This window comes from Paenibacillus sp. MZ03-122A, assembly GCF_024213325.1.
Lineage (GTDB): Bacteria > Bacillota > Bacilli > Paenibacillales > Paenibacillaceae > Paenibacillus > Paenibacillus polymyxa_B.
The window spans coordinates 193,108-208,085 of the sequence record NZ_JANAVI010000004.1 but is presented as its reverse complement, the minus strand read 5'-3'; the positions used below and the strand labels follow the sequence as shown (position 1 = coordinate 208,085).

Below are 14,978 nucleotides of genomic sequence, written 5' to 3'. Positions count from 1 at the left end.
CTAAAGTCCCATATCTTTACTCGTTTCGATAAAGTTAGTAACGGTTAAATTCTAAGGTTCTATACCCCAAACCAGCTTACCCTGCTGATATACGGTGCCATGGTCCCAGTCTGCGAATGCTGTTTGGGTAGCACCATAGGAGTAATCGTTGGTCTCATCAAAATTGCTCCAATTTGCAGCATGAATCCGGGGTTGAATTTCTCCACTTTCCCCGCCAGGCTGAATCGTTCCCGCTCCATCTGTGAAAGAAATCTCCACATATTTATCAGCCTTGGACTTTGGATTCGGCAATGTTACAAAAGTTGCTTTTACCTTTTCAGTCCCAATCCTAGCCCAGTCCACAAAAAACTGTTGAGCTTGTTTGCTTTCATCTGTGTAATAGTAGCGAATTTTTAGATCACTCAGCTTCACAGCTGTTTTTCCTGTGTTTTTGATATTAAATTCAGGGCGGATTGCGTTATCCTTGGCGTTCGTGTCACCAGTGCGATACTGAAGCACAATCCCTTGATCGTTACTGCCTGGTGTACTTCCTCCGTTGCCGTTATTGCCGCCGTTGTTGCCACCACCGTTATCACCGCCAGTATTGCCAGTATTGCCATCTCCGCCGTTATCCCCACCGTTGTTTCCGCCTCCACCATTGTTGCTGGAGCCTTCCAGAATCGCCTGTTTTACGAATTTGCCGGAAGCCGACAATTGCGAATCAGGCCATCCGCCCTTACGGTCAGCACCAGGCAACAGCGCAGCAGAGGTCTCATTTTTATCTGCCAGCGACCAGTTAGTCCAGCTGATTCCACGGCTTGCAAGAAAATCAGTCCATACTTTGGATTCATTCAGGAACGGACCACCGTTACCCGAAGCATCGCTTGTACCCCACTCGGTAGCAAATATGCCCACGCCTTTGTTCAGCGCATAATCCACCCGATGGCGCAAGTACTGTCCATGCGTACCCGCATAGAAATGTACGGTATACATTGTATTCTTGTCTGGAAGTGGATGGTCTGCTGCATCATGTACATCCTGACTCCATGTGCCTGTTCCTACAATAATAATATTGTCCGGGTCCTTAGCTCGAATAACCTGAGATACCTCAGACGCATAAGGTCGGATTTGATTGTTCCAGTTCACATTCCCATTCGGCTCATTGGCAAGTTCATAGATTACGTTAGGCAAATGGCCGTACTGAGTCGAAAATTCATTAAAGAAAGCTTTGGCTTCATTTTTATGAATGTTCGGATCGCCATCTGAAAGAATGTGCCAGTCAATAATGACGTACAAGCCCAGTTTCTGTGCTGCCTCAATCGCTTCCTTCACTTTATTTTTCAAAGAAGGGTTGGCAATATAACCATTTTCTTCAGTGTACAGTGCAACCCGGAATACGGAAATGCCCCAATCGTCCCGTAGCCATTTCATAGAGTCCTGATTTACCAGATCCCCAAACCATTGGACGCCGTGAGAGCTAATCCCTTTGAGTTGTACAGGTTTACCGTTTTTATCCACCAATTTACCATTTTTTACTGAAAGTTGTCCGTAACGTTCCACAGGGGTCGTCCCGGCAGCCTCCGCTGTTTGCGTATTCCAGTTGAATCCGTTCGTTAACGTTAATAGCAATACTGCTGTTAGCATCACCGCTACTCTTTTTGCGATCCTTGGCAGGACCCATTGCCCATTCATCATTTACACATTCCTTCCTTTTTATAAAGTAGATGAGACTTATCAGTACGTTGTTCTCCGCTCTTTCGCCCCCTCCTTCATACAACAAGAGGATCAGGTCCAAACATCGATGTCACTTACCTGTATATGGATGATACTACTATTATAGTTAGTTTCATGTTACATTTCGACTCTATGATTGAAAATGAACAGGAAGTCACGGTTTTGGGATGTGTTCTGCTTGGTTGGCTACTATAGAATACTAAAGGGACAAAAGACTCATTTACCGATAGCAAAATTCGGAGAATTTTTAGTTGTTTGATAAAAAAAGACTGCTTCCCGTGCCTTGGCTCGGTAGCAGTCTTATAGATGATCTTATATGTGATCGAATAATGTTACAAATTTCGTCTTAACGTAGGATCTCCCTATTACCCCTGAGCAGTTGCTTGAGGTTCTTTGGTCGTCTGATCTTCCTTCATATCGCCGCCATCCGTCGCTTGATCTGTCAGTACAGTCTCAGATGAGTTACCTATTACCTTGTCAATAAGTTGCAGCCAAGGTTCTTCACTACCTCCACAGCTCTCAATATCACCGAGCAGGGACTCTAGCGTGGTTCCTTCTTCTGGCAAATCAATAACTAAACTGTCTTCGTCAACTTGGATGGTGCAGCAGGTTTTCATTGTAAATCCCTCGCTTAATTCATATTTGAGCATGCAGTAAGCTAGCTCAGATGGGATGAACTCCCATGGATTCCGGGATAAGCCCTTTGAATCCGTCTGAAATTATAAACCTAATGCACATCAATTGCAATGAACAAACCTTGAACTTTTAAGAATTAGCGAGTGTTACAGGCAGGAATGGATATCTAAACGAAGTGTTCGTGCTAGTAATTTTGGATTTATAGAATTAGTTCAAACATTCAGCAAGCTCCGTAAAAATCACTCCAAGCGCATAAGCCCCCGCGTCTGGATAACCAAGGCTTCTCTCTCCTACTGTTCCGGCACGGCCCATGCGCGCCACGATGTCTTCCGTCTTTTTGGCCCCTGATACAGCGGCTTGAGCACCTCTTACAAAGGCTGTCTTCACGTCAAAATCTAATTTCGCGCTCTCCGCCCAGCTATCCGCACTTGGCACTAATGCATCTATAAGCGTTTTATCGCCCACGGCGGCTCCTCTGCCGAAAGAACGTTCGCCTGTGGATTGTATGCCTTGCACCGCAGCCTGCATCATATTTGCGAATTCAGAAACGGTGAGTTCGGTGAGTTCGCCCGCAGATCGTGCCGCTGCGCGAAATGCTGAGCCCCAGATCGGACCCGAAGCCCCACCGCAGTACTCCATGATGACGAGCGAGCATGAATGAAGAAAGGCTCCCATCGTCAAAGAATCTTGATTCAGGATGTCTCTCCATTCCCGTTTCAGCTGACGAAATCCCTTAGCAACGCTCATGCCAAAGTCGCCGTCGCCTGCATGAGAGTCAAGATCGCAGAAAGATACCTCATTCTTGATGATAACCTCGCTCATCTTATCGACTAAGTAGATAAGATTGTTCAACGTAACTTTGTTGTTCTCAATAACCGCGAAGGCAGGGTCCGTTTCTACCTCAAAGGATACTTGCCGATTTTCGTCTGCTACAGTTGAAATATCCATGAATTCGACATGATCAACAGGTCCAGCCACCTTGAACGCAGGTGCGTTGCTTTCATAGGAGAGGAGCGTTTTCAGTTCGTTGTCCAGCTTCATGATGGAAACCGAGATACCTGCCATATCGATACTCGTCATATAATTGTTGACAAAAGTGCGATCGATCGTGATCCCCTTCGCTGCTAGTTCGCGAGTGACCGAATGGTTGAAAAGGTACAGTTCTTGCAGAGGCGTACCGCCGAAACCATTGATCAACAGGGCGATTTCTCCGCTGAAGCCAGTTTCGATCTGCATGTCTCGAAGGAGATCGGTTACCATTCTGCCTGCCAGCGTGTCCGCATCCGTCAGCTTCTCGCGGCTGGTCCCAGGCTCGCCGTGAATGCCGACGCCGTACTCGATTTCATCATGCCCGAGCTCTAATGTTGGCGTGCCCTTCGCCGGCACGGTACACGAAGTCAGGGCGAATCCGATACTGCGTACATTCGCAGCGGCTTTCTCGGCCACTGCTTTAACTTCCGCCAGACTCCGGCCCTCTTCCGCCGCTGCACCCGCGATCTTATGGACGAGTACCGTTCCCGCCACCCCGCGCCGTCCGACTGTATATAGGCTGTCTTCTACAGCGATGTCGTCCTCAACCTTTACATAGTCCACTTCCAGACCGTCTTCAGTGGCCAAATGGGCGGCGTTTCTAAAGTTCATAATATCGCCGCTGTAATTTTTAATAATCAGCAGCGCACCTTTTTTCCCAGTTGTTGCTCGGATGGCCTGATATACTTGAATTTGTGAAGGAGAGGCGAAGACATCACCGCAGACCGCGGCATCGAGCATCCCTTTGCCAACGAAGCCGGCGTGGGCGGGCTCATGCCCGCTGCCACCGCCGCTAATGAGCGTTACTTTCTCCGCGTTCAATTCCTTTTTCTTGAGCACTTTGTATTTTGGCAGAAATTCCAATTCGGGATGCGCAAGCGCAATACCACTGCACATCTCAAGGACCAAATTTTCCGCACGGTTGATGACCTTTTTCATGCTACTTTACCTCCGCTTTGTACTGGCTCCCGATACGGTCGGCCGCAGCGATTGCCGCTGCAACCTGCTCCACTGTGACCGGAAACGGCATGGAATGAATCGATTCCTCCAGAATGCAAGCCTTTGCAGCTACTTCCATGAGTTCTTCCTGGCTGATATGATCGACGCCGATATCAGCCAAGCAGACCGGTAAACCGACGGCTAAACAGAAATCAAGGACCTGATGTAATTCTTCCGTGGGTGCGTTTTCGAGCACCAGCTGTGCGATCGTGCCGAATGCAACTTTCTCTCCATGATAATAATGATGCGTGCCTTCCAAAATCGTGAGTCCATCATGAATTGCATGGGCCGCCGCAAGTCCGCCGCTTTCGAAGCCGAGGCCTGAGAGTAAAATATTAGTTTCAATGATATTTTCGAGTGCTTGCGTAACTTGGTTTTCATCACATGCCGCTTTTGCTTTGGCACCGTCTTTCAACAGCATTTCATAGCATAGCGTTGCAAGTGCAATCGCCGCATTCGTACCTACTGCTGGCGCACACTGTCCTTCGCGCACTCCGTTAGGCAGTCCGGCATTGACCCTGGAGTAAGAACGAGAAGTCGCACGGGCTTCAAAGTAAGTTGACAGTGCATCACCCATGCCTGATACAAGGAATCGGGTTGGTGCATTAGCGATAACGGTGGTGTCGACTAATACGACACTCGGACTTTGCTTAAAATAGGCGTAATCGTCGAAAGCGCCTTCTGGGGTGTAAAGAACGGCCGAGTGGCTTGTCGGTGCATCCGTCGCAGCAATCGTCGGACAGATGATTAGCGCTTCCCCTTGAGCCACGCATTTCGCCGCGTCGATCGCTTTTCCACCGCCGAGACCTACGATACAATCGCATCCATTCGCAGTAGCAATTTCCAGAAGTCTGGACACTTCCTGTCTGGAACACTCACCCATAAAACCGCTTTCAATAAAGGTTACGTTATATTTACCCAAAGTGGAATCAAGCTTATCTTTTACCCGCGCCACATCGTCAGGATGCGCAATCAGTAAAGCGGATTTGCCGAAGGTGCTCACATAGTAACCCAAATTCAACAATTCGTTTTCACCTTGTACATATTTGCTTGGGCTGATAAAAGCTTTTCTCATCTATAATTCCTCCTTATGATTGTGTTGGCTTCGTTCTGATTAAGACTATAACCGAACCATGTAAACTTTACATTGGAGGAATCAAGGAATATATTATAATTTACAATCGTATTTTTTTGCACTGAAGATCACGAATTGTACTTTTTTGTTATTGCTTACAGAATAATTTACCTATAAGGGATGAGAATCTTGATACGTGAACATTTGAGCATCCAGAAAATCTTTGATTTGAAAAAGTGGGAGCAGTTGCAAGATTCATTAGCATCCGTTACCAAATTAGCCATTCTCACCGTCGATTATAAAGGGAATCCCGTAACTAGCCACAGCCAATGCCAATCGTTTTGCAAGAAGGTTCGCCAAGATGAGAATCTCCTTCCCTACTGCCAAAAATGTGATTCTCGCGGTGGACTTGAAGCGGTGCGTTCCAACAAACCTTATATTTATCTCTGTCATTATGATATCATCGACATCGCGGTACCGATCATTATCGACGATAAGTACATCGGCGCCGTCATGGCAGGTCAGGTCCGCTTAGCCGATCCTTCGAGCGTCTTACATCTCGAGCAAATCCTCACCTCAAAAAATGAAAAACTGTACAGTTCCAAATGGGAAGAACTTAAGAACGACTACGCCGATCTGCCGTCCATGACCTATCAGGAAATTCAGACGATCTCCAGCATGTTATCCTTATTGTGTAATTATATTGTTGAAGAAGCGATGAACAAAAATCTTCTCGCAGAAATGTTCGAGAAGGCGTCAGCCACACAGTCCACTCCACAGTTGTCCGAGATCCTTCCTGGCTACTCGTTGGAGCATATCGAAAACCTTAAGAAAGAAATGAATAATTTCTTAGCAGATGCCTATCTGAATTCCTCAGGAGATGTGGATATTTCGTGCGGAAATCCCGTACTAAAACCCGCCTTCGAATATATTTTTGAGCACAAAGGTGAAACTTTTTCTCTGAAAGCCATGGCTGACTTGTGCCACATTAGCCCAAGCTATTTTAGTCGGCTGTTTGCGAAGGAAACGGGGGAGAACTTTTCCAGCTATCTTTCCCGCCTGAAGATTAAATGGGCGAAGCAGTTGCTCGAAGCTACAGATATTCCTGTATCTCAGATCAGTAGCGAGCTCGGCTTCAATGAGCCGGGGTATTTCATTAAAATATTCAAAAAGTATGAAGGCACAACGCCCGCGGTGTACCGAAAGTATTACAAAGGATAAAAAAAACGAAAAACAGATGATTCACGGGCCTAACGTCACCATGATCATCTGTTCATATTGTTCTGCTCAAGTTGCGTATCCAGGTGTGCTTCCAGGCTGCCTGAGATTGTGTTTTGCGTTCAATAACCATCCCCTTTTTATCAGCAATTTTATGGAGTGTTTCGTTACTGTAGTGTTTCTGACTGATCCTGAACGTTCGTTTCATTGTGCATGGATTCCTATTTATGAACTCCTAAAAAGGGCTTATTCCTTGATACGACAACCCCGTTGACTTCTAGCTTAATTTCGAACACATCCGTCTTGCATAAAAATGTAGAATTTCAGCAGATTAAGGAATGCATAATTCATATAACAAGCGACTTTAGTCTTAGTGACTTTTTACCTGTTTTTAGATATATGTCAACTTTTTATTTAAAAGAATGCATAGGCTTTCATAGGGTCGATTTATTTAGAAAGAAGCTAATTATTGAAAAACCCCATACAAGTTTACTGCTTGTTTTGGGACTAGAGTTATTCACCAGTATTTGATAGTGTCACCATACTACTTAGGTCATCCAGTCGTTTACCTTTCGTTTAGTCGTCTCTATCGGAATGTCTTTTCACGTTTGATAGCACTTTGGACTATATTGGGATGACTACCATAGCACACAACTGTTCATTCTCTTCAAGTAAAAAACTTATTCCTCTCATTTTTCGAGTGAAATAAGTTTTTTAAAGATTAATTATAATTTTTGGAGTCAATTAATTGAGTAACTTCATTTCACAATCTGTTATTTTTGCTCTCTTTAATTAGCTATTAATATCCTTATTTACATGCATTTAATCTATTAACTTCAACAATATCATTTACGTTGTATTCATCAAACTTTTCAAGAAGAGCACCAAAACCTTTTGATAGTTGAAATTCCATTTCTTCCTGATATATTGGACAAACAACTAAAAATTGTATTGTTTTTTTATCTTTACTTAACATTAACGAGCTAAATCCTTCATCTTCACGAATGGGAGGTAATAATAGCATACAAGTGAAATTATTGTCATTTGCAATTGGTTCTGGAGGATCCCCATTAGGTATAGTGTCTCCATAACAAAACCATGTGTTTCTTTCATGCGGGAACTTGCCAAGTTTTCTTAGCCAACCAAATGGCCAATAATCTTTAAAATCTTTAATATCCTCTTTAGCCACAGGCCATGATGCCGGAAGATACATGATAAGTTCTGTATATTCCCAATCTTTATTATCTTCTGAAACTTGTGTAGGTAATAAGCTCATTCCTGACGTTATAATAGTATGAAAGTCTCTTTGGTCGTTTGCTCGAAAAATGATTAAGTTTATATTTAGACTTTCTGAAACGGTCTCTATATTTATTAAATCTGGCTCACCAATGTATTTCTTATAATGTTCTAATAATTGATTATTTATATCCAATATTATCACTTCCTCTTATAAGCAATCTCTTTGTATTGAAGTCCTCCTATAGGCTGTTAGAATACCAATAGGCTTCCTTGAGGCCACTTCCCTTTCCAACCACAAGGTATATGTCCTGAATTATATATTTCCAACAATTCTGTATGAAAGCCTGGTTTTACATACGTGCTATATGCATATTCCATCATTGCAGTAAGCAAATCCCACTCAACGCTCTCATATATACAATTGTTTAATTTATTTCTTTCTATAAATGTAGAAATATTTTTAAGGACTCCATCCTTAAGTAATAATTTAGCCTCCATAGTAATATTATTCCACTGTCTGTATTCTTCTCGCCAATTCTCATGTAGAGTCGAAGTTAGTTGATTTCTTATTTGGAGTCTAACATTATCCCAAGTAGAATTAACTTTTTTTTCAACATCAACCCAGTTACGTACTTGCGTAACATTAACATTGAGTGTAGCATTAATAGCATCCCCACAGTTACTGAAAAAGTCAATTTTAGATATTGTATTATCGTAAAAATCCTTTACTTCGTTCATTTTCTTCCCCTCAGTTTAGTTTTATTTTTTGAAATAAATATTTATATATAGAATTTATTTGTCCTGGTATTTTTGGTATTGGATCATCATCTTGTAAACCATATTTTAACCGTTGGCTTCTAGCTTTCTCCACTACATCTAAGGTTTGTTTTTCGGTTAATCCGGCCTTTCTCAACGATTTATATAACGCTACGTTATATTCAGCATTTGTAGGAATTAAACCTTTTTTATCCCCTTTTCTATATCTATTAAAAAATTCTTCCATAGTTTTATGTGCCATAAAATGTGGTGAACCAACATCCTTAAATGCATTGCCCTCTAATTCGATAGTATATCCTTCATCTGACGGGATTACCTGTTTGCCATTCCCATCTTTTTTAAATGCAGCATCTTGATTAAGGTGATGCTTTTGCTTCCCAGATTTATCATATTTCCACTCACCATACTTCTTAACAGTTACTTTTTCTTTACTTCCTACTGGCCCCTCAACCTTCTTCGCCGAGTTCTCTTCCATTTCCTTCATGACCTTGTTGTAATTCTTCTGCACATCTGTCTGTGGAAGTGGTCCGCTGTCCATCTTATTAACGTGCGGAACTGGCGCTCCGTTGGCTGTGGCCAACTTACCGGGGTTGAGGCCGTCTGCCATTTTACTTAGTTGCTCATTGAACTTCTGACCCAGTTTACTGCCGGTCTGCTCCAGTTTGGTTACAGCTTTACCAAAGCCTGCCCCGACCGCATCTACACCTTTGCTAATCCATTGCGGTGTAACTTTGCTGCTTACCTTTTCCGCGAATCCGCCGATGGCCTTGCCTACTTTGGAATCCAGTACGCCCACGGTGACAAAGCCCAGTCCTGCGTCTTTTGCTACTGAGCCCCAGTTGATCTTTTCACCACTTAGCACCTGACTCGCCAAATTTTCCGCGGCATTTGTTACACCGCCGATCGCTGCTTTTCTTAGCAACGTTCCTCCTACACCGAGTGGACCAAAGATCGCTCCAGACACTGCCCCGATCCCCGCTTCTTTTAAGCCGGTCAGGGCATAGTCACTAAAGTCGCTCACTTCCCCTCGGGCGATATCCGATGCCGCCAAACTCGCTACGCCCAAGCCGCCTGCAAGCAGTGCTCCTCCGGCTACCGCCGCAATGACCACCGTACCCGCTCCAAGCGTCGCTACCGTAATGGCCGCCACCACGGCTACAGCTGCCACAACCGCCAAACCGCCCAAAATATTCATCCCCAGCTTGCCCCAGTTAAACGGTTCAGGGGGTGGCGGCGGTGGAGGTGGCTCGCCTTCCTTCGGTTCATCATCAAACGGCGGGTATGCAGTTCGGTCGCTACCGTCCGCCCAGACGTTTCCTCCCAACACGTGGTATTCGTTTTCTACCGAAAGCCCCGTGCTTCCTCCCGTCTGATACGCCATGACCTGACTGGTTCCGTCAATAATGATTTTCTTCGGCGTATTCAGAATGATTTCCTGCTCTGCTTCTAACGATAACTTCTTGGGACTAGTTATTTCAATCCCAGTAGCATCGTCCAGACTCATTTGCAATGTCCCACCCGGATCACCCATGATATGGATGCGACCCGGTGCCATTTTCAGCTCACTTCCATGCTCCGTACCAAAATATCGATCATTGGGATTACTCGTTTTCGCGCAACCGTCTCCATTTGTACGAATCGCACCCAAAATCATTGCTCTGGAACCAGACGCATCTGGAAAATACAGGCTTGCCTGTGTTCCCACCTTCGGCATACTGTACATCGCACTTCCCGTTGGGGGAGCGAACGGGTACCAATGCGGCTCGGATACTCCATCATCCTTATCAATCGCCAGCCGTAGCTTCACTTCCTCTCCCCGTACCGCCAGAACCTCTCCTTCCAGAGAAATTCCGATCGTTTTGGGATTGGGGATGAAATCGCTGCGAATACCCTCCGCACGGGCCAACACATAACTGAATAGCAAATGCCCCTTTTCCATGCGGCTTCGCAATTCAGTTACAATCATCTTTTTCTGGCGAAATTGCACCTCGTCTCCAAGAGCATACCGTTCTCCGCTTTCGATCTCGTATTTGAAAAAGTCGGTATCATGTAGCCCGGCTGACGTTCCGCCTGCCCGCTGATAGCCCTTTAAATCTTTACTTGCCGTATAAGGCGTATCCTTCCGAATCGTTCGCTGGGTGCCAGCTGGCATGCCGAAATACAGCTTCGGTGCGGCGGACTCCCATATGTCGCTGACCACCACTGTATGTAAACGGCTCGCCATCCGTTTCATAAGCTCCCAGTCGGTTTCATCATATTGTAAAATGGCTTCGCCTACCGACTGCTCTCCGGTCTGGAACAAGACATCACTTCGCTCATAGCCTTGAGCAAGCTTATGCACTAACTGTTTATATGTTTGTTTTTCCTCAGGAAAAGACCGCTTTCTTTTAACAATATCCAGCTCAAATGAGCCACTAATTCCTTCCAGGGTAAGTGTATATACTCCATTATGGTTCTCAACTTCCACCGTATGGACGACACCCTTAAATAAGCTGATTTCCTCTTGTCCATTCTGCGCATACACATGTAACTGATCCTCTGAGGTCGCATCTAGCGCAGCCGTGGCATGACTCGACTCCTTACAAATGCCTGTGAGTATAATACGCCCATGCTCACTCGGCTTCCACTCGATCTGAACATCCTTTAAGACCTGAATGGGGTAGGGGGAATCTATTCGAATCTGATCATATCCTATCATGTTTTCAAACCTCCCTTCCAGCTACTCCTCCTGCTGGCCATTCGTATGAAATTCGATAAATCCATGATATAAACAAGTCTGAAATGAAGAGGTCGTCAAGGCTGGCTGGCCTTCCACCTTTGTCTGTTCTTTTGTGTTTTTCCACTTATCCGTCAGCATCGGCATGCATGGCTTTCCTGAGATTGTGGAGCCATCTTCGGCGATCAGATATATAGTCTCGGCACTCGGCTGTTCCGGACTGTTACAAATTCCAAAATGAGGGACATTCTCAGGAGAATAATCTCCTTCATTCATCATGGGTTTACCATTAACAAAAGCCCCGTGGCTGTTCGGCAAATTGATCTTTCGAGGATGGGTCCCGCAAGTGCAACGCATACAGGCCCCCCGTACGACATAATACTCATTGTCTGACATGTTTCCTTTCCCTCCCTATTTCACCTGTACTTGCTCCAAAGCGATCCCGGTATAATCACGGCGCAATATACTTTCCGCCACGTCTAAACGGACAATGATCATCGAGGTAGCACTCTCCTGGATTCTAAATATCTTGTGGCCCCGAATAGCATCTGCACGTAATACCAGCTTTCGAAACACACTTTGATCCAAATTCCATTCGCTTTCTGGATGTACTGCTGCAAGCCGCTCCATAAAAGGAATATAGTAATTCTTCTGTATCTTCTGTTCGATCTGTGTAAGTATGGTTAATTTCAATGGCAGATCCGGCATATAGGCCTGGACAAGACGCTTTAAAGCATCTGAAATAAGAGGAATGGGACCTTCTAGATAATCAATAAAAATACTTTCTGCATCTGCCTTCACGTGAAACATCAATGGTTTGACAATATCCTCCGGCTGCAAATCATACAGCTTCCACGGATCAATCGTTTCCATCACCTTTTGTAACGTAGGAACATTGGTATACCGCACATCCTGCTTTAAGAGGAAATAATCCATGAAGATTCCCCCTCTCGTATCTCAGCTCTCTCACTACGCGTAAAACGGCACAATATTTCGCTATCATCTCGATATTCTCCAGCAAATATCGTGCATGCATTTGCTTTTGGCATCCTTTCTAACGAAGGGGAAGCGATAAAAACTGGCATCTGGCTTTTCAAGAACTCAACAGTGAGCAGATGATATTTAACCGCCTCAATTTGTTGAATTTGTTCAATATCCATCGTTGTGATCTTACGGGCATAATCTGATTTAAGCTGTTCCAGCTTAGTCATGCGATTGAACAGAGGCTCGAAAACAAAGTCTGCCGACCATTCCACAGCGCATTCAGTCTCATCCAGAAACCAATTTTCATCATAGGCATCTATACGATAAACCGCTTTATTTTTCATAACACGAGTTCTGAGTAAGGAGATATAAATATATCGAATATCCCCCTTACGACCTTGCTCATGCTGAAGGGTAGCGAGCTGGCATAGCGACTCTAAAGCTACTATAAGCTCGTCTTCAATGGCTTGCTGGCGCGTCAGAAAGTTGTTTTCAATAAGAGCCAAATCATGTATCCATTCCGTGAATACGTGCTTTTCCAGCAAATCCTGCAACGCAGCATCCCGATCCATGAGCTTCATTCAATGTTCACCTTACCCCCGGTTAATCTCACATCGTCCATGATGTCGAGTTTGGCTCCGGATTGAATAAAACTCACGCCTTCTTTCCCCTCCATAATAATTTTCGCTCCACCTGTAATTTGGATATCCTCCTGAGCAGACAGGGTTATTTTTTTGTTACTGTTAATTTCGATCCCGCCTTCATCCGTGAGGCGCATGAGCATTTGCCCACTGTTGATAATTTCTACTGCACCAGGCTTGAAAACGACTTGTTTGCCGTACTTGGTGCTGATACTTTTGACCGCAGGATCACTTCTTTTAACGGGATCAGAGGAGGCAAGATCGACAGAACTGGCGGCAAAAGCATGCTGCTCCCGTTCATCCGGAAAGTACAGACGAATTTGATCCCCTGCTTCCGGCATAACATACCAGCCGCTGCCATCAGGAGAAGAATAAACCGTAGAATAGGGAAACCACATAGCCCCGGATGCAGTCGAGCCTTGATCAATTTCCAGCTTGATTTTCACTTTTTCTTTGGAAATATCAATCACCTTGCCAAACAGAGAGGCTCCTGACAGATCATAGGCATAGACGGTTGAGCATTTTAACCCATGTGCATCCCGTAAAATGTAACGATTAACAATCAGATTTCCTTCTGTGGTCGTCTCCGCCCTAGCTATGTAAAGCGTTCTTTTATGAAAAATGACAGAGCTACCGAGCTCTAGCACTTTGTTGCTGGTCACTTCATAGCTCAAACTGTTAGACTCGCCATATTCCGGCAGTCCGTTACGGGACATGAGCTTGTGCTCCTTCAAGTCTTTTTTTATGGAATAGTTATGTTCGTTCAGCGGTTGAGGGGCACTAGAATGGGGGACACCAATCACATATTTCAGTCCTTGTTGCATCGTAATTGGAATTAAAGCAGCATGCAGCCGAGATGCAATTCTTTTGACAAAAGCCCAGTCTGTTTCATTGTATTGCACTAATAATTCACCGATAGCTGCGCCATGAGAAGCCTCATCAATCACTTCTGCATCAGTATATGAACTTGTAACATGCGAAAATAGATTGTTATATGATTCCGCTGTTTTTTGGAATGAACGACGTTTGGGGCGAATGTCCATCATTAAGGTTTCACTGCTAGCCTCAATCGTAAGCTCGCGTACTCCGTTTACAGCTTTTACAGCAATATTCGTGACGATTCCCTGAAAAAACCGGATCTCCTTGCCTTCACTTTTTAAGAAGACTTCGATGTGCTCATCTTCATCTGCTTTTTCTACGTATTGATCCAGCTTGTCCTCCGAAACAATTCCACGTATGCAGAAGCTCACATGTTCGTTTAACTGTTTAATGAGATGGATACTTAATACACGCTGAAACTGATAAGGGGCCACCTGAACATCTGCTGTGGTGTAAATGGGGTTACTCATTCATATCCCTCCTTTTCTGCCTCGTCAACCGTTTGAATGGTACGAATCATCTGCAGGGCGACATCCCGCCATTCAGCATACTGCTTATACGGACAACAAAATGTTCCCATGACCGTCTTTCCTTCCAGCTCAAAGTAGAACATATTGTGGTAGATGGGCTGGTCCAGCGCAGGACTTTTAAAGTCAAAATAGCCAATCTGCTTACCATGTACCTCTTGTATTTTTTCTTCATAAAATACATGGGCAGGATTCATATTTTTCATCATTGCCTTCATGCCAGAAGTGAGCTGTTCCACCCATTCATCTTGTAGCGTCTGGTCCACCCGATTCAGGGTAACATCCACACTGCCCAAATCATTCGTCAAAATCATTTCTGGACGTTGCTCATGAGGATATTTAATCTTTTGCAAATGCTTGGGCATTGGACTAAAGATAGAGGGCACATGCATTTTCAGCCGATCTTTAAAAAAAGATCGCTCTTCAAACACATAGGATTGACCGTCAATGATTATGGGTCCTGCTAAAATATCGTTAGGCCTCTTCAGCTTCTCCATCTCGCGGAGCTGATCCAAAATCTTTTCATCCTCATATTTCATAATGCA

General features: G+C 44.5%; 13 protein-coding genes. 1 reads left to right on the top strand and 12 read right to left on the bottom strand.

Annotated elements, in window-relative coordinates; translation table 11 throughout:
• Window positions 1-51: 51 nt before the first annotated feature.
• The 4 genes from NLX74_RS10995 to NLX74_RS10980 form a co-directional block, all read right to left on the bottom strand.
• The gene (locus NLX74_RS10995; RefSeq protein ID WP_302058559.1) at window positions 52-1,674 is read right to left on the bottom strand and encodes a cellulase family glycosylhydrolase; all 1,623 of its coding nucleotides are present in this window, start codon (window positions 1,672-1,674) and stop codon (window positions 52-54) included.
• A gap of 404 nt (window positions 1,675-2,078) precedes the next feature.
• Window positions 2,079-2,330: a hypothetical protein gene (locus tag NLX74_RS10990; protein WP_025723818.1), complete on the bottom strand. Its 252-nt coding sequence runs from the start codon at window positions 2,328-2,330 to the stop codon at window positions 2,079-2,081.
• A gap of 226 nt (window positions 2,331-2,556) precedes the next feature.
• Window positions 2,557-4,317, bottom strand: a complete 1,761-nt coding sequence (gene dhaK / locus NLX74_RS10985; RefSeq protein WP_254328729.1) for a dihydroxyacetone kinase subunit DhaK — start codon at window positions 4,315-4,317, stop codon at window positions 2,557-2,559.
• A 1-nt stretch (window position 4,318) separates the two neighbouring features.
• Window positions 4,319-5,452 (bottom strand): glycerol dehydrogenase, encoded by a 1,134-nt coding sequence (locus NLX74_RS10980; RefSeq protein ID WP_254328728.1) that lies wholly within the window; start codon window positions 5,450-5,452, stop codon window positions 4,319-4,321.
• 189 nt (window positions 5,453-5,641) lie between these two features.
• Here NLX74_RS10980 and NLX74_RS10975 point away from each other — a divergent pair, with 189 nt between their 5' ends.
• Window positions 5,642-6,673 carry a PocR ligand-binding domain-containing protein gene (locus NLX74_RS10975; RefSeq protein WP_254328727.1) on the top strand — a complete coding sequence of 344 codons (1,032 nt, stop codon included), beginning with the start codon at window positions 5,642-5,644 and terminating at the stop codon, window positions 6,671-6,673.
• 805 nt (window positions 6,674-7,478) lie between these two features.
• Here the strand turns inward: NLX74_RS10975 and NLX74_RS10970 are convergent.
• From NLX74_RS10970 to NLX74_RS10935, 8 genes are read right to left on the bottom strand one after another with little or no spacing between them, the layout of a single operon-like run.
• Window positions 7,479-8,102, bottom strand: a complete 624-nt coding sequence (locus NLX74_RS10970) for a suppressor of fused domain protein (RefSeq protein WP_254328726.1) — start codon at window positions 8,100-8,102, stop codon at window positions 7,479-7,481.
• Window positions 8,103-8,158: 56 nt separating this feature from the next.
• Entirely contained in the window at window positions 8,159-8,647 is a 489-nt protein-coding gene (locus NLX74_RS10965) for a hypothetical protein (RefSeq protein WP_029515665.1), read from the bottom strand.
• A gap of 10 nt (window positions 8,648-8,657) precedes the next feature.
• Entirely contained in the window at window positions 8,658-11,384 is a 2,727-nt protein-coding gene (locus NLX74_RS10960; protein ID WP_254328725.1) for a hypothetical protein, read from the bottom strand.
• A gap of 21 nt (window positions 11,385-11,405) precedes the next feature.
• Window positions 11,406-11,798: a DUF4280 domain-containing protein gene (locus NLX74_RS10955; protein WP_254328724.1), complete on the bottom strand. Its 393-nt coding sequence runs from the start codon at window positions 11,796-11,798 to the stop codon at window positions 11,406-11,408.
• A 15-nt stretch (window positions 11,799-11,813) separates the two neighbouring features.
• Window positions 11,814-12,338 (bottom strand): hypothetical protein, encoded by a 525-nt coding sequence (locus NLX74_RS10950; RefSeq protein ID WP_254328723.1) that lies wholly within the window; start codon window positions 12,336-12,338, stop codon window positions 11,814-11,816.
• Complete coding sequence (locus NLX74_RS10945; protein WP_254328722.1) at window positions 12,320-12,967, bottom strand: hypothetical protein; 648 nt, start codon at window positions 12,965-12,967, stop codon at window positions 12,320-12,322. Before NLX74_RS10945 ends, NLX74_RS10950 begins: the two co-directional genes overlap by 19 nt.
• Window positions 12,964-14,376 (bottom strand): phage tail protein, encoded by a 1,413-nt coding sequence (locus tag NLX74_RS10940; RefSeq protein ID WP_254328721.1) that lies wholly within the window; start codon window positions 14,374-14,376, stop codon window positions 12,964-12,966. The genes NLX74_RS10945 and NLX74_RS10940 overlap by 4 nt, the downstream gene beginning before the upstream one ends.
• Window positions 14,373-14,972 carry a hypothetical protein gene (locus NLX74_RS10935; protein WP_254328720.1) on the bottom strand — a complete coding sequence of 200 codons (600 nt, stop codon included), beginning with the start codon at window positions 14,970-14,972 and terminating at the stop codon, window positions 14,373-14,375. The genes NLX74_RS10940 and NLX74_RS10935 overlap by 4 nt, the downstream gene beginning before the upstream one ends.
• Between the last annotated feature and the right edge of the window lie 6 nt (window positions 14,973-14,978).

What these genes read in the sequence shown, in the direction of transcription:
- NLX74_RS10980 (WP_254328728.1), bottom strand. Translation starts at nt 5,452, where the DNA reads ATGAGAAAAGCTTTTATCAGCCCAAGCAAATATGTACAAGGTGAAAAC.
- NLX74_RS10935 (WP_254328720.1), bottom strand. Translation starts at nt 14,972, where the DNA reads ATGAAATATGAGGATGAAAAGATTTTGGATCAGCTCCGCGAGATGGAG.
- NLX74_RS10940 (WP_254328721.1), bottom strand. Translation starts at nt 14,376, where the DNA reads ATGAGTAACCCCATTTACACCACAGCAGATGTTCAGGTGGCCCCTTAT.
- NLX74_RS10960 (WP_254328725.1), bottom strand. Translation starts at nt 11,384, where the DNA reads ATGATAGGATATGATCAGATTCGAATAGATTCCCCCTACCCCATTCAG.
- dhaK (WP_254328729.1), bottom strand. Translation starts at nt 4,317, where the DNA reads ATGAAAAAGGTCATCAACCGTGCGGAAAATTTGGTCCTTGAGATGTGC.
- NLX74_RS10945 (WP_254328722.1), bottom strand. Translation starts at nt 12,967, where the DNA reads ATGAAGCTCATGGATCGGGATGCTGCGTTGCAGGATTTGCTGGAAAAG.
- NLX74_RS10995 (WP_302058559.1), bottom strand. Translation starts at nt 1,674, where the DNA reads ATGATGAATGGGCAATGGGTCCTGCCAAGGATCGCAAAAAGAGTAGCG.
- NLX74_RS10950 (WP_254328723.1), bottom strand. Translation starts at nt 12,338, where the DNA reads ATGGATTATTTCCTCTTAAAGCAGGATGTGCGGTATACCAATGTTCCT.
- NLX74_RS10990 (WP_025723818.1), bottom strand. Translation starts at nt 2,330, where the DNA reads ATGAAAACCTGCTGCACCATCCAAGTTGACGAAGACAGTTTAGTTATT.
- NLX74_RS10955 (WP_254328724.1), bottom strand. Translation starts at nt 11,798, where the DNA reads ATGTCAGACAATGAGTATTATGTCGTACGGGGGGCCTGTATGCGTTGC.
- NLX74_RS10965 (WP_029515665.1), bottom strand. Translation starts at nt 8,647, where the DNA reads ATGAACGAAGTAAAGGATTTTTACGATAATACAATATCTAAAATTGAC.